This is a genomic window from Photorhabdus tasmaniensis, assembly GCF_011189505.1.
GTDB lineage: Bacteria > Pseudomonadota > Gammaproteobacteria > Enterobacterales > Enterobacteriaceae > Photorhabdus > Photorhabdus tasmaniensis.
Genome location: NZ_PUJU01000007.1, coordinates 1 through 20,494 on the forward strand (window position 1 = coordinate 1; position 20,494 = coordinate 20,494).

24 protein-coding genes and 1 tRNA gene are annotated in these 20,494 nt (G+C 42.6%); 8 read left to right on the forward strand and 17 right to left on the reverse strand.

What is annotated here, in order from left to right; all coding sequences use genetic code 11:
* Positions 1 to 32: 32 nt before the first annotated feature.
* From C5471_RS04275 to mutY, 4 genes are all read right to left on the reverse strand, one after another.
* A tRNA-Phe gene (locus C5471_RS04275) sits at positions 33 to 108 on the reverse strand.
* 151 nt (positions 109 to 259) lie between these two features.
* Positions 260 to 1,333: a membrane-bound lytic murein transglycosylase MltC gene (gene mltC, locus C5471_RS04280; RefSeq protein WP_133815250.1), complete on the reverse strand. Its 1,074-nt coding sequence runs from the start codon at positions 1,331 to 1,333 to the stop codon at positions 260 to 262.
* Positions 1,334 to 1,396: 63 nt separating this feature from the next.
* Positions 1,397 to 1,669, reverse strand: coding sequence for an oxidative damage protection protein (locus C5471_RS04285; RefSeq protein WP_132355663.1), 273 nt, complete (start codon positions 1,667 to 1,669; stop codon positions 1,397 to 1,399).
* A gap of 30 nt (positions 1,670 to 1,699) precedes the next feature.
* Entirely contained in the window at positions 1,700 to 2,740 is a 1,041-nt protein-coding gene (gene mutY / locus C5471_RS04290) for an A/G-specific adenine glycosylase (protein ID WP_133815251.1), read from the reverse strand.
* A 240-nt stretch (positions 2,741 to 2,980) separates the two neighbouring features.
* Between mutY and trmB the strand changes: the two genes are divergently transcribed.
* The 5 genes from trmB (at position 2,981) to C5471_RS04315 (ending at position 6,852) form a co-directional block, all read left to right on the forward strand.
* Complete coding sequence (trmB, locus tag C5471_RS04295) at positions 2,981 to 3,700, forward strand: tRNA (guanosine(46)-N7)-methyltransferase TrmB (protein ID WP_133815252.1); 720 nt, start codon at positions 2,981 to 2,983, stop codon at positions 3,698 to 3,700.
* On the forward strand, positions 3,700 to 4,026 hold the full coding sequence (locus tag C5471_RS04300; RefSeq protein ID WP_133815253.1) for a YggL family protein: 327 nt from the start codon (positions 3,700 to 3,702) through the stop codon (positions 4,024 to 4,026). Before trmB ends, C5471_RS04300 begins: the two co-directional genes overlap by 1 nt.
* Positions 4,027 to 4,107: 81 nt before the next feature.
* Complete coding sequence (glsB, locus tag C5471_RS04305) at positions 4,108 to 5,034, forward strand: glutaminase B (protein WP_133815254.1); 927 nt, start codon at positions 4,108 to 4,110, stop codon at positions 5,032 to 5,034.
* A gap of 28 nt (positions 5,035 to 5,062) precedes the next feature.
* Entirely contained in the window at positions 5,063 to 5,785 is a 723-nt protein-coding gene (locus tag C5471_RS04310; protein ID WP_133815255.1) for a YggN family protein, read from the forward strand.
* Positions 5,786 to 5,901: 116 nt separating this feature from the next.
* Positions 5,902 to 6,852, forward strand: coding sequence for a siderophore ABC transporter substrate-binding protein (locus C5471_RS04315; protein ID WP_133815256.1), 951 nt, complete (start codon positions 5,902 to 5,904; stop codon positions 6,850 to 6,852).
* A gap of 216 nt (positions 6,853 to 7,068) precedes the next feature.
* Here C5471_RS04315 and C5471_RS04320 read toward each other — a convergent pair whose 3' ends face one another.
* The 6 genes from C5471_RS04320 to C5471_RS04345 form a co-directional block, all read right to left on the reverse strand.
* Positions 7,069 to 7,731 carry a hypothetical protein gene (locus tag C5471_RS04320; RefSeq protein WP_133815257.1) on the reverse strand — a complete coding sequence of 221 codons (663 nt, stop codon included), beginning with the start codon at positions 7,729 to 7,731 and terminating at the stop codon, positions 7,069 to 7,071.
* A 440-nt stretch (positions 7,732 to 8,171) separates the two neighbouring features.
* Positions 8,172 to 9,302, reverse strand: coding sequence for a radical SAM family heme chaperone HemW (hemW, locus tag C5471_RS04325; protein ID WP_133815258.1), 1,131 nt, complete (start codon positions 9,300 to 9,302; stop codon positions 8,172 to 8,174).
* On the reverse strand, positions 9,295 to 9,888 hold the full coding sequence (locus tag C5471_RS04330; RefSeq protein WP_133815259.1) for an XTP/dITP diphosphatase: 594 nt from the start codon (positions 9,886 to 9,888) through the stop codon (positions 9,295 to 9,297). Before C5471_RS04330 ends, hemW begins: the two co-directional genes overlap by 8 nt.
* A 26-nt stretch (positions 9,889 to 9,914) precedes the next feature.
* Positions 9,915 to 10,463 (reverse strand): YggT family protein, encoded by a 549-nt coding sequence (locus C5471_RS04335; RefSeq protein ID WP_133815260.1) that lies wholly within the window; start codon positions 10,461 to 10,463, stop codon positions 9,915 to 9,917.
* An 18-nt stretch (positions 10,464 to 10,481) separates the two neighbouring features.
* Positions 10,482 to 11,303, reverse strand: a complete 822-nt coding sequence (gene proC / locus C5471_RS04340) for a pyrroline-5-carboxylate reductase (protein ID WP_133815261.1) — start codon at positions 11,301 to 11,303, stop codon at positions 10,482 to 10,484.
* 25 nt (positions 11,304 to 11,328) lie between these two features.
* The gene (locus C5471_RS04345) at positions 11,329 to 12,024 is read right to left on the reverse strand and encodes a YggS family pyridoxal phosphate-dependent enzyme (protein WP_133815262.1); all 696 of its coding nucleotides are present in this window, start codon (positions 12,022 to 12,024) and stop codon (positions 11,329 to 11,331) included.
* Between the two features lie 21 nt (positions 12,025 to 12,045).
* Here C5471_RS04345 and C5471_RS04350 point away from each other — a divergent pair, with 21 nt between their 5' ends.
* The gene (locus C5471_RS04350) at positions 12,046 to 13,047 is read left to right on the forward strand and encodes a type IV pilus twitching motility protein PilT (protein ID WP_133815263.1); all 1,002 of its coding nucleotides are present in this window, start codon (positions 12,046 to 12,048) and stop codon (positions 13,045 to 13,047) included.
* A gap of 60 nt (positions 13,048 to 13,107) precedes the next feature.
* On the opposite strand, the gene ruvX is transcribed toward C5471_RS04350, so the two are convergent.
* The 4 genes from ruvX to rsmE all read right to left on the reverse strand — a co-directional run bounded on the left by ruvX (position 13,108) and on the right by rsmE (position 15,891).
* Positions 13,108 to 13,527, reverse strand: a complete 420-nt coding sequence (gene ruvX / locus C5471_RS04355; protein WP_133815264.1) for a Holliday junction resolvase RuvX — start codon at positions 13,525 to 13,527, stop codon at positions 13,108 to 13,110.
* Positions 13,528 to 14,091, reverse strand: a complete 564-nt coding sequence (locus tag C5471_RS04360; protein ID WP_036849968.1) for a YqgE/AlgH family protein — start codon at positions 14,089 to 14,091, stop codon at positions 13,528 to 13,530. It lies immediately after the preceding gene.
* A 108-nt stretch (positions 14,092 to 14,199) separates the two neighbouring features.
* Positions 14,200 to 15,150 carry a glutathione synthase gene (gene gshB, locus C5471_RS04365; RefSeq protein ID WP_133815265.1) on the reverse strand — a complete coding sequence of 317 codons (951 nt, stop codon included), beginning with the start codon at positions 15,148 to 15,150 and terminating at the stop codon, positions 14,200 to 14,202.
* 9 nt (positions 15,151 to 15,159) lie between these two features.
* The gene (gene rsmE / locus C5471_RS04370; protein ID WP_133815266.1) at positions 15,160 to 15,891 is read right to left on the reverse strand and encodes a 16S rRNA (uracil(1498)-N(3))-methyltransferase; all 732 of its coding nucleotides are present in this window, start codon (positions 15,889 to 15,891) and stop codon (positions 15,160 to 15,162) included.
* A 312-nt stretch (positions 15,892 to 16,203) separates the two neighbouring features.
* Here rsmE and C5471_RS04375 point away from each other — a divergent pair, with 312 nt between their 5' ends.
* Entirely contained in the window at positions 16,204 to 16,863 is a 660-nt protein-coding gene (locus tag C5471_RS04375) for a prepilin peptidase (RefSeq protein ID WP_242688564.1), read from the forward strand.
* Positions 16,864 to 16,897: 34 nt separating this feature from the next.
* On the opposite strand, the gene C5471_RS04380 is transcribed toward C5471_RS04375, so the two are convergent.
* On the reverse strand, positions 16,898 to 17,539 hold the full coding sequence (locus tag C5471_RS04380; protein WP_133815268.1) for a DsbA family protein: 642 nt from the start codon (positions 17,537 to 17,539) through the stop codon (positions 16,898 to 16,900).
* Between the two features lie 32 nt (positions 17,540 to 17,571).
* A complete protein-coding gene (locus tag C5471_RS04385; protein ID WP_133815269.1) occupies positions 17,572 to 18,456 on the reverse strand; it encodes an MBL fold metallo-hydrolase in 885 nt (294 codons plus the stop codon).
* 105 nt (positions 18,457 to 18,561) lie between these two features.
* Between C5471_RS04385 and C5471_RS04390 the strand changes: the two genes are divergently transcribed.
* The gene (locus C5471_RS04390) at positions 18,562 to 19,476 is read left to right on the forward strand and encodes a LysR family transcriptional regulator (protein WP_133815270.1); all 915 of its coding nucleotides are present in this window, start codon (positions 18,562 to 18,564) and stop codon (positions 19,474 to 19,476) included.
* On the opposite strand, the gene C5471_RS04395 is transcribed toward C5471_RS04390, so the two are convergent.
* Positions 19,459 to 20,394 carry a LysR family transcriptional regulator gene (locus C5471_RS04395; RefSeq protein ID WP_133815271.1) on the reverse strand — a complete coding sequence of 312 codons (936 nt, stop codon included), beginning with the start codon at positions 20,392 to 20,394 and terminating at the stop codon, positions 19,459 to 19,461. The genes C5471_RS04390 and C5471_RS04395 overlap by 18 nt on opposite strands.
* Between the last annotated feature and the right edge of the window lie 100 nt (positions 20,395 to 20,494).

Consider the following 20,494-nt stretch of genomic DNA (forward strand, 5'->3'; position numbering starts at 1 on the left):
CTTTTTTATCTCTCAACCAACGCGCTTTGAATTGGTGCCCGGAGGCGGAATCGAACCACCGACACGAGGATTTTCAATCCTCTGCTCTACCGACTGAGCTATCCGGGCAACGGGGCGCATTAAACCGTATTCGGTAGAACCCGTCAATATATTTCTTTTGAAATAGTGATTTGTGTTTTGAAATTACTCGATTAGTTAAAAATATAGGCAAAAAATAACGGAGAGTAGAAAAATCGCTCTCCGTTATTATGCTATCGCCTTAATGATGATAGCTTTTCTGGGCAGTATTGACTTTCATCAGGTAGCGGCGTGATTCTGCCGATGGGTGTTTAGTTGTCAGGGTTTCATAAATATCACCCGGTGCCATTCCATTGATGATTTGAGCCGCTTTCTTCTTATCGCTGGAGAATACCCTTAATACACTACCTGCACCGCCATTGTAAGCGGTTATCACCGCATAACGGCGGGAGGTGGTGTTAGTGATGCCACCCAGATAACTGTTTTGTAATATTGATAAGTATGCCGTGCCAGCATCAATATTATTTTCTGGATCAAATAGATAACTACGGCTTGGTTGTCCTGATTTACCTTTCATTTTAAAGACATCACGGCCTGCGGTATGTTGTACAACTTGCATCAGTCCAAGTGCATCAGAGCGGCTGACGGCATATGGGTTAAAACTGGATTCTATTTGCATAATTGCCAGGATCAGGGATTCGTCTACTCCGTATTTAATGGAAGCCTGACGGATCAGTGGCAGATATTTATGAGCGCGTTTATCCAAATGGTTTGGTACCAGTTGCATGGTGACAGACCAAATGACATGTAAACCCGCTTGGCGTTTTTGTAATTTATTCGCCAGCAGATAATCTGCGAAATGTGCTGCCCGCCATTCCCAACGGATAGGCTGACCGTTATGGTCCATAACTTGCCCGTAAAGAAAGGGCTCTTTACTGATCTGAATGTCGTTAATATCAGAATAGAGATCGACAGAACCTGGATCGTCACCCATTAATAAGGTGGTGATAATAGCCTTGCGCAAATAGGTTGTGGGGTCTGTCGGAGAAATTGTCTCAATCGTGATCGTACCGGCCTCAAAATTAATATGGCTGCGGGTCTGGTATTGATCGGTATATTTAACGTAATCTTTTGGGCCTGCAATTAGTACTTCGTGCAACCCCCAAATGTTTTCGATGTTGTGGGCAAATTGGCCCATCAAAATATCAAAACCATTGGTATCTTTTATATATTCTTCGTTGTATTTGGTATCTTTGGTATTGGTACAGGAAACGAGCAGTGGGGCAATAACAAACAGCGCTAACAGTTTTTTCATCTTACATTGCCATCTGGTGTTGAATACAACATCAGAGCCGTTGGCTCTGATGAAAGCTGAATATTATTTTTCTGGTGGGGTATATCCATCAATTTGAATATCATGACCTTCGAACAGAAATTTAACCATTTCTTGTTCAAGCAATTTACGATCTTCTGGATTCATGGTGCTAAGTTTTTTCTCATTGATCAGCATGGTTTGTTTACTCATCCACTGTCCCCACGCTTCTTTGGAAATTTCATTGAAAATGCGTTTGCCCAACTCTCCCGGATACAGCTGAAAATCCAGCCCCTCGGCTTCACGTTGTAAGAAAGTACAAAAAACAGTTCTGCTCATAATAAATCCTCAAAATAGCGGGTATGGGATTCAGCTCAGTTGTTGCAACAGATATTCAACTGGTGCTGCCAGCCCAACAGTCGCGGGTTGTTGTAAGTTATACCAAAGTCCTTTATGTTCATCCATGCAGGCGGCAAAAGATAAAATATTTATTTTTATCGGCACAATATCCAGATGAAAATGGCTAAATGTATGGCGGAATGCGGTGAGTTGCTCATGTTTGCTGTGAGAAATACCGGATTGTTCCAGCCAGCTATTCAACACATCTAGGCTTTCAAACTGAGGAAACGCGAATAATCCTCCCCAGATCCCCGTTGGTGGGCGCTGTTCCAGCCAAACCGTATGGTCATTTTGCATCAGCAGGAAATAAGCTGTTTTCTCTGGAATACTTTGCTTAGGTTTTTTACCCGGGTATTTTGCCCAGCTATGGTTCGCATAGGCGATACATCCCTGATTTAATGGGCAGATTTCACATTTTGGCTTGCTACGGGTGCAAACCATTGCCCCTAAATCCATCATTGCCTGATTGAAATATTCCACTTCTTTTGCTGGCGTTACGTTGGTGCTGATTTGCCAGAGGTGACTTTCAACCTCTTTTTTACCCGGCCAACCCTCTATTGCGTAACAGCGGGCCAATACTCGCTTAACATTGCCATCAAGAATCGGGAAATGTTTACCCTGAGAAAGCGAAAGGATTGCACCGGCGGTTGAACGGCCGACGCCAGGCAGGGCAACAACATCATCAAATGTTGTTGGGAATTCGTCATGATGCCGCTCCACAATCTGTTGCGCTGCTTTATGTAAATTACGAGCGCGGGCGTAGTAACCCAGACCGGTCCACAAATGAAGAACTTCATCAAGCGGTGCGGCGGCAAGTGAAGCTACATCAGGAAAACGTGAAATAAAGCGCTGAAAATAGGGAATGACTGTCGCAACCTGAGTTTGTTGCAACATCACTTCTGAAAGCCAGACGTGATAAGGTGTCTTTTCCTGTTGCCAGGGCAGGGTTTTACGACCGTAAAGATGGTACCAATCCAGTACCACTTTGGAGAATTGCTTTGCTTCCATCATTGGGATAATTATCTTTAGGGAATATCAGTGTTTCGTGAACAGGATTGCAACATAGTGTTACCTTGCTGTAAACCGGAACTTTGTTTTCGCGGCACTGCTCAATCTGGGATTAAAATTGTACTTGTCACTATTGGACTTGCTAAAATCGCCCATCTTTGGATAATGCGCTCTCTTTATGTGGTTTGCCGGTAAAGCAGCCATAAACGCCTGAATAGATGCCTTTAAACTGACAGAAATACCATGATAAATAACGTAATTTCGCCGGAATTTGATGAAAATGGCAGGCCATTGCGCCGTGTTAGGAGTTTTGTTCGTCGTCAAGGCCGGTTAACTAATCGTCAGCAACAAGCACTTGATGATCTCTGGTCAAAAATGGGTGTTGAATATCAGACGGAAAAGCTGGATATGGAGGCACTTTTTGGGCGTGAAGCCCCCATTGTACTGGAAATTGGCTTTGGCATGGGTGCATCACTTGTCACTATGGCAAGCCAGAATCCCGAAAAAAACTTTCTTGGGATTGAAGTTCATGTACCTGGTGTCGGTGCTTGCCTGGCTTCTGCTGACGGTGAAAATATCAGTAACTTGCGGGTGATGTGTCATGACGCTATTGAAGTGCTGGAAAATATGATCCCGGAGAACAGTCTGGAAATGGTACAGCTTTTCTTTCCCGATCCGTGGCATAAAGCGCGTCATAACAAACGCAGGATTGTCCAGCCGCCATTTGCTGAACTGATAAAAAGTAAGTTGAAAGTAGGCGGTGTATTCCATATGGCGACTGACTGGCAGCCATATGCTGAACATATGCTGGAAGTGATGAATAGCGTGGATAATTACCTTAATTTGTCTGAGAATGGTGATTATATACCGCGTCCATCTTCACGCCCAGTAACGAAATTTGAATTGCGCGGTCAGCGGTTGGGGCATGGCGTGTGGGATATCATGTTTAAGAGGGTTAAGTAATGGCTAAAAACCGCAGTCGTCGTTTGCGTAAAAAGATGCATATTGATGAATTCAAAGAAATGGGCTTTTCTATTAAGTGGAGCTTTCCGTCTAATACACCTATAGATATTATTGACAGCACTGTTGATGCATTTATTGATGAACTGATTGAATCTAATGGTTTAGCATTGGATGCCAGTGGTTACCTGCATTGGGAAGGTTTAATCTGCCTGCAAAAAATTGGTATGTGTACAGAAGAACACCGTCAATTGGTTGAGAAATGGCTGAAAGATCGCGGTATGGAAGATGTCATGACCTCTGAACTGTTTGATGTTTGGTGGGATTGAGTAACATATCGTTGTAAAATAGCCTGAGTGAATAACAACAGGGGTGCCTATTAATAAGTGCCCCTGTCTGGAGTAAAATCAGTGAGTACAACGTTCTCTAACACGTTATTGTCGGATATTTTGCGACAAGTTCGCCCCCTGATTGGCCAAGGGAAAGTGGCAAATTATATTCCTGCACTGGCGGAGGTTCCCGCTGATAACCTGGCAATCGCTATCTGTACCATTGATGGGCAGATATTTCATGCCGGAGATGCTGAAAAGCGTTTTTCGATTCAGTCTATTTCTAAGATATTGAGCCTGACCTTAGCGATGACACGTTATCAGGAACAGGAAATCTGGCAGCGGGTCGGACAGGAGCCTTCTGGTCAGCCATTTAATTCATTAGTTCAGTTAGAACTGGAAAAAGGCAAACCCCGTAACCCTTTTATTAACGCGGGTGCGTTAATTGTGTGTGACATGTTACAGTCGCGGTTGAGCGCACCTAAGCAGCGTATGCTGGAGGTTGTACGTAAACTTGCTGGTTGCCCTGATATTTGTTACGACAACAAAGTTGCCCGTTCTGAAATGGAACATTCTCACCGAAATGCGGCGATTGCCTATCTGATGAAATCCTTTGGTAATTTCGATAACGATGTGCTTGCTGTACTGCAAACTTATTTCCATTATTGCGCTTTGAAAATGAATTGCATTGAGCTTGCCAGGTGTTTCATTTATTTGGCGAATCAGGGGAGTACGATAGGCTCTGAACAACAGATTTTAAGTCCACGTCAGGCTAGGCAGATTAATGCGCTGATGATGACCTGTGGCATGTATGATGGTTCAGGTGAATTTGCATTCAGAATTGGTATGCCGGGAAAATCGGGTGTTGGCGGTGGGATCGTGTGTGTCGTGCCGGGAGAATTGACGGTTGCTGTCTGGTCACCGGAATTGGATCGATCAGGGAACTCTTTAGCGGGTTGTGCTGCCTTAGAACTGTTAGCCGATCGTGTTGGGCGATCTGTTTTTTAACTCTCAGGTGGTTTTCTTAGGAGAAAATATGTTACGCAAAACTATCATTGCTGTATCTTTGCTATTTGTTGCTCAGGCCCAGGCAGGTTATGAATGCCAGGTAAACCCGCAGAATGACATTATTATTACGTCTCAATCCGTTCAGGTTGTGGGAGCAAGCGGCAATCTCCAGATTTCACCTGATGGTTCAGTTATCCGTGATGGTAAACATCTGAACTTAAATACGGAACAACGTCGAAAAGCACAACGTTATCAGCAGGCTTTGCGGCAAGATTTGCCTTGGATTCAACAAGAAACCAGCAAACATCTGATAACTGCCCGTAAATCTTTGGACAAAGTGGTGGCAGATACTATGGGTAAAGACAGTAATGTGCGTAACCGGCTATCTGATCTTGAATCGGGGCTTAATAAACAGATAAACCGAATTATTGAAACCCGCTCAGAAGGTATAGCATTTCATCATCAGGCGATTAAACAAGTTGAAAAAGAGAGCCGTAGTTTAATTGAACAGAGCCTTGGTGGAGTATTACAGGACAGTATTAATGAGATTGGCAATAAACAATTTAGCTTAAATGGCGATAATAATCAGGCATTACAATCTTTGCTTGGTGGCTTGGGTGGATTGCAGAATAATCTGAAAGCCGAATGGAAAGCTCAGGAAGAAGATTTCCAGCGTTTTGGCAAAGAGGTTTGTGGTAGAGTCAGCGGCCTTGAACAACAAAGAATTGAATTACTGAATTCTATTAAGTAATTCCCAATAATTACAAATAAGAATCAATTTGAAATTGATTCTTATTTAGATTGACATATTTTTCCTGCCACCTAGAATGCGGATTGTCAATAATATCCTTTCTTGGAGCGCGATATATGAAAAAGATAATCCCTGTCGTTCTGGCTTCATTATTTGTTGTTGCAAGCCATTCTGCATTTAGTCAGACATCTGCTGTATTCACTCCAAATGTTGTCACAGCTCAGGCTGATGATAAGATTACAGTTAAACATCTCTCTGGTGAAACTGAGGTCAAAAAGGATCCTCAGAAAGTCGTTTTATTTGATTTCGGTACTTATGATTCATTGGCTAAATTAGGTTTATCTGATCGGGTTGTTGCATTACCTCTTGGTAACACGCCTGAATATCTCCGGAATAATTTGCCTAATGGGGTAGAAAATGCAGGGGGCATAAAAGAGCCAAATTTGGAAAAATTGGCACAAATTAAACCCGATCTGATCGTTATCACTGCCCGCCAAGGCCCTTCTTATGAAAATCTGTCAAAAATAGCACCTACGATTAATCTGGGAACAGATAGCAAAAATTACCTGGTTTCAGTTGAAGGTAACCTGACATTGTTAGGTGAGTTATTTGGAAAGCAAAGTGAAGTAAAAGAACAGATTGTTGATCTGGAAACAATCATTGCTAAAGCTCAGGATAAAGCCAAGTCTTCTGGTGCGAAAGTTTTGGTATTGTTGCATAACGCAGGTAAATTAATTCTGAGTGACCAGAGCGTAGTGTATGACGTGGTTAAGGCACAGAGAGCCGAATTACCTATTGCTGCTGATGAAGATAAAACCAAACGCCGTGTTGTTACTTCTGAAATGATTGCTCAGGCTAATCCTGATGTGATTCTGATTATTGATCGTAGTGAAGCAATTGGCGTTGGTAAGCTGGATAAAGCACAATTTGAGGATGATAAAGTAAAATCTACTTCTGCATATAAGAATAGCAAAATTACTTATCTAAAATCTGATCTGTGGTATTTATCGGGTGGTGGTTTGGAAAGTTTAGCCACACAAATTAAAGCTGTTGAGGATGCTCTTTAATCAGGTCATTTTTATCATGTTGAATTTGGTCTGTGATTAAAATTCAATCATGTGTTTTTTTAGAGCCTATCCCAGTAATCTTAATGGGATAGGCGGTTAGTTTGACAGTTAATATTACCGGTGACTGTCAGATTGAATTCCAGATATTTATATTGGAAGGAATTTATAATAAGTAATAAGTTCCTTCATAGTTAAATAAGAATATAGATAAAGGTTTTATGAGCAAACATGCACTGCGTTTGCTGCATCAATCACCAATGTAGCTATAGCAGCACCAGCCATAGCTAGTTCTGCAATAAATGCAGCGCCATCTGTAGCAAACCATATAGTTAATTGTGCTGCTGCGGTTACCCCAGTAATTACCCAGTCATACCAATGCATTGAGTCTTTTAATGCCTTGATTATTCCAGAAAAACCTACAGCATTCTTAATTTCAGAAATTAATGACCAAATAATCTTCGCTTTATCTAGAAGAGAAGTCGCATTTTTAAAGTCTTCGATTGTAGCGAGTAATCCACGTAGAGTATCTTGGCCTAACTCTTTTAATAATGCGCGTGTGGCTGCACGAGTTTCGGCTTCATTTATACCTAAAAATTGGAATACAATACCAAAAGCATCAGCGACAACTGTACCAATGGCAAGAATACATGGAGGTACACCTGCGTATTCAATTGGTTTTAATTCTCTGTCAATGTGAAGATGCGTTAAATTATTAATGGATAATTTCTTGTGAGCATCATTTACAACCATGTCAAGGCTGATGTTTGCTTTTTGATAATCGGAAAGTTGATCATAAAAATCTTTATAATATGGAGTTAGTACTGTAGCCAGGTTTTCTTTGGATAAAGTATATAACATTTCTTTATTTTCAATGTGCATTTTTTACTCCAGTTTAAGTGGGAATTAAATATAATGGTTTTTGATATAATTTTAAATAGTATTATTGTGCTATGGTTCACATATATTAAAATCAGGATGTTCACCTTGTTATTAATACGATGTTTGATTTTATCAAGTCGCAACTAATACGTTTGTTGCTAATAAGCATTAGTTATTATCCACATGGGTAAAAATAATTGCAGGCCGGATATTTATATTATTACTTTTGGGTAATGGCTAGTTGATTTTATATGTTTTTCAATTTATGATTGCAGTAATATTATGAAAATATAACGATTTTCTTCCGATTATTAGCTTTCTTGATTCCAAAATTCTGCTTATTTAAGCACAGTTATTGATAAACTCGAAACCAACGGTGGTATCGAGTTTATCCACAAGATGATCTTTGTGAAGCTGAATTCTTCGGAGGTCATTCTGCGTTAAAGAAATAGCTCCAGTAATGAATTCAGGAACAATTTTCCTTTCTGCGTAATTTGCCAGTGTGTTGTTGTTTCAGAGAGATAACCTGCGGCTAAGGCTTTATCAATTTGATTGCAGATTGAACTTTCCGATAATCCGGTGAAATCACTGAAATCTTGTTTTGGCATGGCTTCCAGTAAACGGAACCGGTTCATAAAAAATTCAAATGGCCGATCTTCATTTTCTACCTGATGCTGTTTATCCAGATAGCGCCCCTGCATATATCCGCGAGGATGTTTGGTTTTTACTGTACGCAGAATACGGCCATCTTCAAAGGTGATTTTTCCATGAGCGCCACAACCAATACCAAGATAATCTCCAAAACGCCAGTAGTTGAGATTATGCTGGCATTGATAGCCAGGCTTGGCATAAGCAGAAGTCTCGTATTGCTGATAACCTGCTGCTGTCAGCAATTGATGCCCTTGTGAAAAAATATCCCACAAAGCATCATCATCAGGCAGAACCGGAGGACGGGAGCCAAAGCTGGTATTCGGCTCAATAGTCAGTTGATACCACGAAAGGTGCGGTGGTGATAACACAATTGCCTGACGTAAGTCATCCAGTGCTTCATCAAGGCTTTGGTTTGGCAAACCGTGCATCAAATCCAAATTAAAACTGCGTAGCCCCAAACTGGCGGCTAAATGTGCTGCTCGTTTGGCTTCATCCGGGCCGTGAATACGGCCAAGACGTACCAGTTTATCCGGGCTGAAACTCTGGACGCCAATGGATATCCGGTTAATGCCGGCTTGCTGATAACCACTGAAACGGTCAGCTTCCACTGTACCTGGGTTGGCTTCCATTGTAATTTCAGCTTGTGGCGATACCGGCAGGAGAGTACGAACACCATCCAGTAATTGTTGCATCCCTTGTGAACTGAGCAGGCTGGGGGTCCCACCACCAATGAAGATAGTGGTGATTTCCCGGTCGTTGACCATTGGCAGATCCGCTTTCAGATCTGCCAATAAATGGTCAACATATTCTTGATGTGGAACATCACCTTTCAATGCATGAGAGTTGAAATCACAATAAGGACACTTTTGTACACACCACGGAATATGGATATACAGACTCAGTGGTGGAAGCTTAAGCATTACGTAGTGTATCCAACATCATTTTCAGCGCTTGACCGCGGTGTGAAACGGTATTTTTTTGTTCACCACTTAACTCAGCCGCAGTACAGCCCAATTCTGGTATGTAGAAGATGGGGTCATAACCAAACCCGCCATCACCGGCAGGTTCACGGGCAATAACCCCCGGCCAGCGGCCATGAAATACCAGAGGCGTAGGATCTTCTGCGTGGCGCATATAAACCAGCACACAGTTAAACTGAGCCTGGCGTTGATCATCAGGAATATCTTTCATTGCATCCAACAGCTTTGCCAGATTTTGCTGATCGGTGGCATCTTCACCCGCATAACGGGCTGAATAGATGCCTGGGGCGCCGCCAAGAATGTTGACGGATAAACCGGAATCATCAGCAATTGCTGGCAAACCGGTAACTTGTGCGGCGTGACGAGCTTTAAGAATGGCATTTTCAATAAATGTCAGCCCGGTTTCTTCGGCAGAATTTACGCTTAATTCAGTTTGAGCAACGATATCCAGACCAAAATCAGCCAGTAATTGCGCCAGTTCACGAACTTTTCCGGGATTGCCGGTTGCCAGAACAACTTTTTGCATTATTTTGAACCCAATTTAATTCTTATTTACTGTATCAGCCATGAGAGAACATCAGCGCGGAGATAGTTCAGCGCGTAGAGGATCAAGATGACGATCATTGCGGAGAAATCAAGGCCACCCATTGCTGGGATAATGCGGCGGATAGGTGCCATTAATGGCTCTGTCAGTTGCATCAGAGCATAGTCAATCGGATTGCGGCCTTGGCTTATCCAGCTTAACAGAGCACGCGCCAGCACCAGCCAAAATACCAGCTTGCCTGCGGCTGTCAGCAGTTCAATTAACCCGATAGGGATGAAAAGCGTAAGGAAGGCAAACGCGCCGGTACTGAACCAGAGTTGCATGGTTAATTTAAGTAATACCAAAGCATAAGCTACAACAACGGAAGAGGTATCAAGCGGACCAATAGCCGGGAGCACACGGCGCAGTGGTCGAACGACTGGCTGAGTAATTTTTACGACAAACTGGGCAAATGGGTTGTAAAAGTCACAGCGGGCCCATTGCATCCATACTCGAAGTAATAAAACAACGATGTATAAATCCAGAACGGTGAACAGAATAAAAGTTAAAAATTGCATTTAGCAGCCCTGATAAAATTAAAATTGTTTTTCTATTTCCTGTGCGCGGCGAATAGCTGCCTGCATGGCACTGGATACGATTTCCGGCAATTTGCCTTCATAAAAAATGCGCAATGCTTCCGCCGTGGTACCACCTTTAGATGTTACCTGCTCGCGCAGGGTTGCAAAAGAGAGATCTGCATTTGATGCGGCCAGTGCCGCAGAACCGGTTGCTGTTTGCAAAACGATTTCACGGGCTGTTTCACTGTCAAAACCTAGGCGTTCCGCCTCCTGTTGCATTGATTCCATAAACAGGAAGAAATAAGCGGGTGCACTACTTGCTGTGGCGATAATATCATTGATGCCGTTTTCATCTTTTACCCAGTAAGTTTTACCGACGCTGTTCATCAATGCTTGAGTGAAATCACGGTCAGATTGACTGACTTGCTCAGGTGCGAATAATCCACTCAACCCCTGACCGACTAATGCCGGGGTGTTTGGCATGATACGAACAATGTTGAGTTTGTCTTGTAATAAAACGTTAAAGCGTGTGACAGAAATTCCTGTTGCGATAGACAGAACCAATTTGTTACTGAAATCTACCTGCTCCTTTAGCGGCTGGCAGGCATCTGCCATTACTTGCGGTTTTACCGCCATAACAATAACATCGGCTTCCTGTGCGCAGCGAATATTATCACTGCTGCTGTTGACGCCATACTCCTTTGCCAGTACATCGCGGCGAGCGTTGCCAGGAGCGCAAACATTAATCAGTTCAGCAGGGTAGCCTTCTTTTACCAATCCGGCAATGATGGCGTGAGCCATATTACCTGCACCAATAAAGGTAATTTTACGTTTTTCCATTAAATACCTCGTAGCATTGATATGGTTAATTTTGATACTGACGTGCACCGAAAATTGCCGTCCCGATCCGTACTAATGTGGAACCACAATTAATGGCGGCAGCCATATCATCAGTCATCCCCATAGAGAGGGTATCTATTTGAGGATATTGAGTTTTCAGGTTAAAGAAAGCTTGTTCCATTTGCCTGAAAACCACCAATTGGCGTTCGTAGTCAGGCTCCGGTGCGGGGATTGCCATTAAACCGCGTAGCTTCACATTCGGCAGTTTGCTGACTTCGGCTGCCAGAGTGGGGAGTTCAGCAAGTTGAATACCTGATTTGTTCTGTTCATCACTGATATTTATTTGAATAAGAATATTCAGTGGTTCCATTCCCTCTGGGCGTTGTTCGCTCAGACGCTGTGCTATTTTCAGGCGGTCAACGGTATGGCACCAGTTAAAATTTTCTGCCACCAGACGACTTTTATTAGACTGTAACGGACCGATAAAGTGCCATATCAAATCATTACGATTTGCAAAATAAGTAATTTTTTCTACCCCTTCCTGTACGTAATTCTCACCAAACTGGCGCTGACCGGCAACGATTGCTTTTTCGATATCTTCCACAGGTTTGGTTTTACTGACTGCAAGCAGAGTAATTTCTTCTGGAGAGCGTTCGCATTTCTGTGCGGCAACGGCTATGCGGGTCCTGACATCTTGTAAGTTTTGTTCAATATTGTTCATAGTGACTCAGGAGATTAAAAAATGAATATGGATAAATTAGTGGCCCTTAGTGTAAAGCATAATGCTTCTGATCTGCATCTTTGTGTTGGGCAAGCTCCTGTATTACGTATAAATGGTGTGCTTTATTCACAAACTCAACTGCCATCTGTAAATAATACTTTGTTGGAAGAGTGGAGCAGGCAGTTTTTATCAGAAAATCAGTTAAAACAGCTATTAATTTGTGGGCATGCGGATTTTGCGATGGAGACAGAAAGCCACCAACGATTGAGAGGTAACATTTTTCGTCAGCAATCAGGGCTGTCAGTCGTTCTGCGCTTAATTAGCTCTCAGTGCCCAACGCTGGAACAGCTAAAAACACCTGAAATTGTCCGAGAAATGATTTTACGGGAAGAAAGTGGATTGATTCTGGTGACCGGTGCCACAGGCAGTGGGAAATCGACAACCTTAACCGCCATTGTGGATATGCTGAACAGTCATTGTTGTCAGCACATTATTACATTAGAAGATCCTGTGGAATTTATTCACCACAGCCGCAATTGTCTGATACAGCAACGACAAATCGGATTGGATTCCTCTAGCTATCAGGAAGCGCTGAAAGGTACTCTCCGGCAGGATCCTGATGTATTGCTGTTGGGTGAGCTACGGGATAAAGAGACAATACGTCTGGCATTAACTGCGGCAGAAACAGGGCATTTGGTATTTTCAACTTTGCATACCAGAGGTGCAGTACAGGCAATTGATCGGCTGGTGGATATATTTTCGGCGGAAGAAAAAGGATGGGTACGCAGTCAGCTTGCAGGGAGTTTGAAGGCTGTGATAGCGCAACAATTGGTTTCTGCGCAGGATGGAGGACGGATCGCCGTGTATGAAGTGTTGGTGGTTAATCAGGCGGTCAGTCATCTGATACGGGAAGGTAAAAATCATCAAATAACAACGCTTATGCAGACTGGTGCTGCCAGTGGAATGCAAACCTATGAGCAAGGCTGGCAGCAGCGTAAATTACAGGGATTATTGGCAGAGTAGACGGAGGTTAACAGTTAATCGCTGTTGTTGGTTGATTCTCTGATATTGTTAGCTAATAGCTTAATAGTGCTGCTCGAACCAGCTTTCCAGAATAATAACAGCAGATGCAGCATCGACTTTACCTTTATCTAAAGCTTTGTAGCCTCCACGGTCAAACAGATGAGCGCGGGCTTCAACCGTTGTCAGGCGTTCATCCTGGAGTTCAATTTGCACACCAAACCGGCCATGAAGCCGGTTTGCAAATTTACGTGCCTGTGCTGTTACAAGTTGCTCAGTGCCATCCATATTGAGGGGAAGACCAACAATAACCAGATCTGGCCGCCACTCTTTAAGTAATTTTTCGATTTGTTGCCAATTGGGGATACCATCTGTGGCTTTAAATGAGGTCAACGCTCTGGCGGTACCTGTAATTTCCTGCCCGATAGCGGCACCGATACTACGAGTGCCAAAATCGAAGGCCATTATTGTGCGGCTACTCATTTATGCATGTCCTGCCTGTGGGGCAATGTTATAGATATTGATGCCGAGCAAAGATGCGGCCTCACGCCAGCGATCTGCAATGGGTGAGTTGAAAATAATATGTGGATCAGCGTTTGCGGTTAGCCAGCTATTCTCCATTATCTCTTTTTCAAGTTGCCCCTTTTCCCAACTTGCATACCCCAGAGTGACTAGTATCTGTTTTGGTTGGCGTGGTGTGCCCAGGGTTTCAAGTACATCTTTGGATGTGGTAATCATCGTATCATCGGAAATTTTGATACTTGAACTGAAACCTGGTTGTGGTGTGTGCAATATAAAACCATGATCTTCAGCAAGAGGGCCGCCTGTCATGACCGGCTTGTTTAGGCTGATACTTTCATCCCGATCTTCTGGTGAGATTTTCAGTTTTTGTAGAACTTTCCGAACAGAGATTTGTTCAATTGGTTTATTTATCACCAATCCCATTGCCCCGTTTTCGTTGTGTTCACAAACGTAAACAACTGAGCGTTTGAAGTAGGAATCAGATAATGTGGGCATGGCGATAAGAAAATGATGCTGTAGATTCATTTTGTTTTTGGTAATTAACCTGGCTATTTAAGGATTATTTAGCCCACAGTATGTGGGCTAAAAGTGCAAATGACAAACCTTGACAGGAAAATTAACGAAAAGAGCTTTTTATTTCTCCAATCGTTTTTCAATCGCATTCATCAGCATGCCGGTTATTGAAATATCAGGGAAAGCTGCTTCTATCTCGCGTGCGCAGGTTGGGCTGGTGACATTAATTTCGGTCAATCTGTCACCGATAATGTCCAGTCCAACAAAAATTAACCCTTTTTCTTTTAACGTTGGCGCAACAGCTCTGGCTATAGCCCAGTCACTTTCTGAAAGCGGGTGCGCTTCACCACGACCACCGGCAGCAAGGTTACCTCGGGTTTCTCCCTGGGCTGGAATGCGGGCCAGACAATAAGCAACAGGTTCACCATCGACAATTAATATTCGTTTGTCGCCTTCTTTTATAGCAGGTAAGAAATTCTGTGCCATGCAGAAGCGATTGCCGTGTTCTGTCAGGGTTTCAATAATCACACCAACGTTTGGATCATCTTTTTTCAGGCGGAATACAGATGCACCGCCCATGCCATCCAGCGGTTTAAAGATGACATCACCCTGTTTTTGATGGAATTCACGCAGGTGAGCCGCATTGCGGGTCACTAATGTATCCGGTGTTAAATCAGGGAACCAGGCTGTGAAGAGTTTTTCGTTACAATCGCGCAGGCTTTGTGGCTTATTGACGATAAGCGTGCCTTTTTCTTCAGCACGTTCCAGAATGTAAGTGGCGTAAATGTACTCAGTATCAAATGGAGGGTCTTTACGCATCAGGATGACATCCAGTGTTTCCAGTGCCAGATCTTGTTCTCTATCGAATTGATACCATTGCTGTGGATTGTTTTTTACCTGCAATAGGCGGGTACGGGCGCGGGCTTCTCCTTGGTATAGATAGAGATCACTCATCTCCATATAATGGAGTTCCCAGCCACGGCGTTGTGCTTCCAATAGCATAGCAAAACTGGTGTCTTTCTTGATTTTAATGGATGAAATGGGATCCATCACTATGCCGAGTTTGATCATTCTTTCTCCTTAACCCAAATCGCCGAAACGCACTTGTAATGCAGTAATTGCGGTAAGTGCTGTCGTTTCTGTTCTTAAGATACGTGGTCCTAACAGGATATCAGTAAATTGGTAATTAGCTGTCATAGCAATTTCGTCTATTGATAAGCCACCTTCCGGACCAATCAGTAGGCGTACTTTTTCCACAGGTAAAGGCAAGGTGTTGATACTTTGGCTGGCGCGTGGATGTAAATTTAATTTTAAGCTGCCATCATTTTCTGCACACCAGTGTGCAAGTTGCATTACCGGACGAATTTCAGGTATGCGATTACGGCAACATTGCTCACAGGCAGCAATGGCAATTTTTTGCCATTGCTGAAGTTTTTTAGCCAGCCGTTCTCCATCCAGTTTGACACCGCAGCGTTCAGAAATTAAAGGTGTAATAACATTCACCCCTAACTCTACAGATTTTTGAATGGTAAATTCCATTTTCTCACCGCGGGATATGACTTGTCCCAGATGCAGATTAAGTGGTGATTCGTTATCGGCAAGTTCACTATTGTTGATGTGAACTTTGACAGATTTCTTATTGGCTTCGGTAATTTCAGCATCGAAGATCTGATTACTGCCATCAAACAGTTGTAACTGTTGACCGTTACTCATTCTGAGTACCCGCCCGACATGGTTGGCTGCCTCATCACTCAAATAAGTTTCAGTGTTGGGTGTGAGTAATTCCGGGTGATAAATGCGGGGTATACGCATGTTTTTCTTTCCTTCCTGCGGGGTAGAGCTATACATAAGGCAATAAATAATGGTGCTATGATAAGGGAGGCTCAATCCAACTATCAAGCTATCTCTGATATAGATTTTTATCTCTGAATAAATGTTGCGAGTCTGCTCGCATATTTATCTCTTATTGGCATGTTTTATATTTATTTTGTTGTTTTAATGTGGTTTTTATTATTATCTTATTGTGTCGAAAATATAGTGGAAATTGCTTCTGTTATTCAGTTAAGGTGTTTTTAATATAATTGGTTGAAATTAAAGGTGTTTTGTTGGATGGGGTTTAATATAATGATTATTATTCTGGCTATTTCTATTGGAATAGTGTCAGGAATTACTTTAAATAAAATAATATCTGTGTTTTCTGGGGTTGTTTATGGATATGAGAAAATATCTTTTTGTTATTTACAGGTTGAGTTAGTTACACTGTTTGTAACTGCTTTTTTTGTGATTTATTTTCCATTGAATTTTAATTTATATGTTGCTTTGATATTTATTTGGATGCTAATTATACTTTCTTTTATTGATATAAAAACCAAATTATTACCAGATATAATAAATTATCCACTTTTATGGTTAGGTTTATTATTGAATTTGAATCAAACTTTTGTGCCTATTGAACTCGCTGTAACAGGCGCGGTAGCGGGATATTTGAGTTTATGGTCGTTCTATTGGTTATTCAAAGTTATCAATCATAAAGAGGGAATGGGGTATGGTGATTTTAAGTTAATGGCGGCAGTTAGTGCTTGGTTGGGTGTTGGCGCAATTCCTTTATTAATGCTCCTGTCTTCACTGTTTGGCATTATTGGATGCTTGTGGATGTGGAAATTACGGGGAAATTATCAGGCACCTATCGCTTTTGGCCCCTATATAGCCATTTCTGCGATCATAATGCTTTATTTGAACTTACAGGGAATTGATGGATTATCGTGGATGGCGCCCAATAACTGAATAAGGTATGGGCGCCAGTAGTTAAACGGTGGTATTAAAACTGAGAGTGAATCAGTGCATCTTGCCAACGTTTTGGTTGTCCCAAATATTTATCAAGAGAAATAACAGATAGCTCGTTTCTGTCATTTTCCAGAATAAAAGTAGGGAAGCCTGAGCCGCTAACTTTTGCCAATAGTTCACGGCTGTTCTTGATATGCTGGAGACTTTCTGATTCATTATTCAGTGTCAGCTCTTGCTGGAATTGTTTTGAATCAAGCTGTAATTCATTTGCTAAATTCAATAATGTTTCAGTTTCGCTGACTTTTAATCCACGAACATAATGCGCTTTTTGTACTGCCAGTAACATTTCGACACCTTTACCAGCCAGCTTTTCTGCTGCAAGGATGGCTGATATTGGTGGTAATGAATCCATCATTAGTGATTTATCGTTTAACAGTGCGACATATTGTTCACTGAAAACTTGCCCGGTAAGACTTGCGATCCGTTTATCCTGACTCAGGATATAATCACGCCATGTGCTGTCTATTTGGCGTTTGTTATCTCCAGTTAGCATTCCGCCGCCATGCAATTTAATTTTCACATTTGTGGCCTCTTGCGCCGCTTGTATTAGAGCGGAAACGCCATAACACCAGCCACATAGGGGATCATAGATATAGTGCAGAGTCATTCCGGGCATATTTACTTATTCCTGAAAAAGAGTTAATTGACTTATTGAGGCCACTTCATTTCGCCTTTCAGCACTTTGGCACTCAGTTCGAGGCTGGATTTGTCTCCAAGTTTTGGATAATATTTTTCCATTGCGGCTATCAGCGCTTTTGAATCTTTCGCTTTTAGTAATTCTTTCTCAAAAATAGCCAGGTACTTTTGAGTGAACTTGACCGATTGCAATGTCATTGGTGCGTTACCAATGAAATGTCCCGGCACCACAATGGTCGGTTTCAGTTCTTTGATACGATCCAACGTTTGCATCCAATTTTTGCGGGATTCTTTAGTCTGGGTATCTGCCATCCAGACATGAATGTTGCCTGAAACGGTGACGCCACCGACTACCGCTTTCAGTTTTGGTATCCAAACGAAAGTACGGTCAGCTGCGGGGCCATCAAGACCTTTGACGATCAGCTTTTCACCATCAACTGTAAAAGTGTTACCTTCCAATGGTTGCGGCACGATAACTTTTTTGGGTGCCTGTTCTTTCAGGACACCTCCCCAATAAGCCAGTTTGCCATCTTTGGTCTGGTTGATTTCTTTAATTGTTTCTGGTGATGCAATGACTTTTGCATTAGGGAACGCTTTGGTCAGCGTATCAAGACCAAAGTAGAAATCAGGATCGGACTGACTGATATAAATGGTTGTCAGTTTCTTGCCGGTACCCTTAATTCTTTTGACCAGTGCTTCGGCATCATTTTTTTGGAACTGAGCGTCGATCAGTACAACTTCTTTATCACCACTAATGATTTCAGAAGAGACGGGAAAGACGCTTTTTTCGCCTGGATTATAAACATCCAGTTTCAGATAAGCGGCTTGTGCCAGAGAAACAGTACCCAGAGAAAGGATACCGGCCAGCGCAATATTTAATGTTGTTTTGCGAGTCATGATTGAATTCCTGATGTTGTGTCAACGGGGTTTATAATAAGTTGCGTTTTTCGATGGAAAAACCGCATAATTGGCAATTATTTGTTGCATAAATCGAGCTAATTGATGGATAGAGTCACTGCTGCTCAAGTGTTCACTATAATTGTAGAACAAGGCAGCATGATTGCTGCATCAGAACGGTTAGATATGTCGCGGGCAATGGTATCTCGCTATTTAGCTGAAATGGAAAAATGGGCAGGAGTACGCCTATTGCACCGTACAACGAGAAAGATTAGCCTGACATCGGCAGGTGAGATAGCCTATCAGCGCAGCCGTAAATTGTTGCAATTGGCAGAGGCGATCCCCGTTCATCAGCCAGAAGCCGCTCAGGAGCTGAGTGGCCTTTTACGGATAAGCAGTTCTCAGTCTCTGGCTATGAGCGCACTGTCTGTGGCTATTCCTGAGTTTATGCAAATTTATCCTCAGATAGCTATTGATATGCAGATGAGTAATAAGGCAATAAATTTGGTTGAAGAGCGGATAGATTTGGCGTTACGGATCACGAATAATCTGGAACCGAATTTGATTGCCAGACCATTGTCAACTTGTCACTCTGTTATTTGTGCTGCCCCTTCCTATCTGGCGGGAAAAATGATCCCGCAAAAGCCTGCTGATTTGGCATTGCATAACTGTATGACTTATAACTTCTTTGGTAAAAGTCTTTGGTTATTTGAACGTCAGGGGGAAAAATATTCTGTTCCTGTTAGCGGCACTTTGAGCGCTAATGAATCCATTGTTTTAATGGAAGCAACATTGCAAGGTGCGGGAATGGCTATGCAACCTTATTATTCTGTTGCTTCTCATCTGGCATCAGGAAAACTGATTCAGTTGTTGCCGGAATATCAACCTCAGGCCATGGGTATTTATGGTATTTATGCTAGTCGTCAAAATATGCCGGCAACGCTCAGGGCATTACTCGATTTTTTGGTGAAATGGTTTGCTTCTTCGCCATACTGGCAAAAGCTAATGCTGAAAAGCTGACTTCAATTTTTGCGGAAACAGGGCAATTTGTGCTTTCAGGTGTTCAATAAAAGTATCGACTGGGGCGGAAGAAGGGCGGTGAATGGGCTTGATCAGGCTGACAGTAAAAGGAATGTTAATACTAAACGGGCGGGCGCATATTTCAGCTTCGCCGTGGTAGTCCAGATAATCGAGTACGGTCAGCGGGTTGACAATAGAAACGCCGATACCTTCCCGCACCATTGCACATACTGATGCGGCACTGTGAGTTTCCATAATCATGCGGCGGTTAATATGGTGCTCTGCGAATATTCCATCAATCAGTTGACGATAGCTGTCTGTTATCGAAAGGCTGATGAAATGTTGTCCACTGAAATCTTCTGGAGTCAGTAATAATTTATGACTAAGCGGATGAGCGGCGGGTAATACGCAAATTTCATTCAGTGTGATCAGTGTTTCTCTTTGTGTACCGGGTGGTGTTTGCAAATGTTCGGTCAGGCCAAGATCATGACGTTGAGCTGAGAGCCACTCTTCCAATAGCGGTGATTCCTGCGGAATGATGGTTAAATTAGCATCAGGGTATTGGCGAGTGAAGTGGTGACAAACTTTAGGCAACAAGGATTGTGAAAATACCGGCAGGCAGGTAATAGAAAGTTGAGCGTGTTGGAATTTGCGGATACTGTCAGCCGCATTCATTATTCTTTCAAGTCCATAATAGGAACGCTCAACTTCTTCAAAAAGGCGTAATCCTTGTGCTGTCGGATGCAGGCGGCCCTTTACCCGGTCAAACAGTTTGAACTTTATCAGATGTTCAAATCGTGCTAATTCACGGCTGACAGTCGGTTGTGACGTTTGTAATAAAACGGCCGCTTCTGTCAGATTTTTGGTCGTCATTACCGCATGGAAGATTTCAATATGACGCCATGAACAAAAAGACATAGATGATTCCTTCAGATGATAACGCTATATCACAGATGAATAGACTATAGCGAAACAGATATTTTTATTCCTGTTTTTTACCGCCAATAATGGGTTATCT

Coding starts and splice junctions, on each gene's coding strand:
- mltC (WP_133815250.1), bottom strand. CDS start 1,333: ATGAAAAAACTGTTAGCGCTGTTTGTTATTGCCCCACTGCTCGTTTCC.
- C5471_RS04285 (WP_132355663.1), bottom strand. CDS start 1,669: ATGAGCAGAACTGTTTTTTGTACTTTCTTACAACGTGAAGCCGAGGGG.
- mutY (WP_133815251.1), bottom strand. CDS start 2,740: ATGATGGAAGCAAAGCAATTCTCCAAAGTGGTACTGGATTGGTACCAT.
- trmB (WP_133815252.1), top strand. CDS start 2,981: ATGATAAATAACGTAATTTCGCCGGAATTTGATGAAAATGGCAGGCCA.
- C5471_RS04300 (WP_133815253.1), top strand. CDS start 3,700: ATGGCTAAAAACCGCAGTCGTCGTTTGCGTAAAAAGATGCATATTGAT.
- C5471_RS04310 (WP_133815255.1), top strand. CDS start 5,063: ATGTTACGCAAAACTATCATTGCTGTATCTTTGCTATTTGTTGCTCAG.
- C5471_RS04315 (WP_133815256.1), top strand. CDS start 5,902: ATGAAAAAGATAATCCCTGTCGTTCTGGCTTCATTATTTGTTGTTGCA.
- C5471_RS04320 (WP_133815257.1), bottom strand. CDS start 7,731: ATGCACATTGAAAATAAAGAAATGTTATATACTTTATCCAAAGAAAAC.
- hemW (WP_133815258.1), bottom strand. CDS start 9,302: ATGCTTAAGCTTCCACCACTGAGTCTGTATATCCATATTCCGTGGTGT.
- C5471_RS04330 (WP_133815259.1), bottom strand. CDS start 9,888: ATGCAAAAAGTTGTTCTGGCAACCGGCAATCCCGGAAAAGTTCGTGAA.
- C5471_RS04335 (WP_133815260.1), bottom strand. CDS start 10,463: ATGCAATTTTTAACTTTTATTCTGTTCACCGTTCTGGATTTATACATC.
- proC (WP_133815261.1), bottom strand. CDS start 11,303: ATGGAAAAACGTAAAATTACCTTTATTGGTGCAGGTAATATGGCTCAC.
- C5471_RS04345 (WP_133815262.1), bottom strand. CDS start 12,024: ATGAACAATATTGAACAAAACTTACAAGATGTCAGGACCCGCATAGCC.
- C5471_RS04350 (WP_133815263.1), top strand. CDS start 12,046: ATGAATATGGATAAATTAGTGGCCCTTAGTGTAAAGCATAATGCTTCT.
- ruvX (WP_133815264.1), bottom strand. CDS start 13,527: ATGAGTAGCCGCACAATAATGGCCTTCGATTTTGGCACTCGTAGTATC.
- C5471_RS04360 (WP_036849968.1), bottom strand. CDS start 14,091: ATGAATCTACAGCATCATTTTCTTATCGCCATGCCCACATTATCTGAT.
- gshB (WP_133815265.1), bottom strand. CDS start 15,150: ATGATCAAACTCGGCATAGTGATGGATCCCATTTCATCCATTAAAATC.
- rsmE (WP_133815266.1), bottom strand. CDS start 15,891: ATGCGTATACCCCGCATTTATCACCCGGAATTACTCACACCCAACACT.
- C5471_RS04375 (WP_242688564.1), top strand. CDS start 16,204: ATGATTATTATTCTGGCTATTTCTATTGGAATAGTGTCAGGAATTACT.
- C5471_RS04380 (WP_133815268.1), bottom strand. CDS start 17,539: ATGCCCGGAATGACTCTGCACTATATCTATGATCCCCTATGTGGCTGG.
- C5471_RS04385 (WP_133815269.1), bottom strand. CDS start 18,456: ATGACTCGCAAAACAACATTAAATATTGCGCTGGCCGGTATCCTTTCT.
- C5471_RS04390 (WP_133815270.1), top strand. CDS start 18,562: ATGGATAGAGTCACTGCTGCTCAAGTGTTCACTATAATTGTAGAACAA.
- C5471_RS04395 (WP_133815271.1), bottom strand. CDS start 20,394: ATGTCTTTTTGTTCATGGCGTCATATTGAAATCTTCCATGCGGTAATG.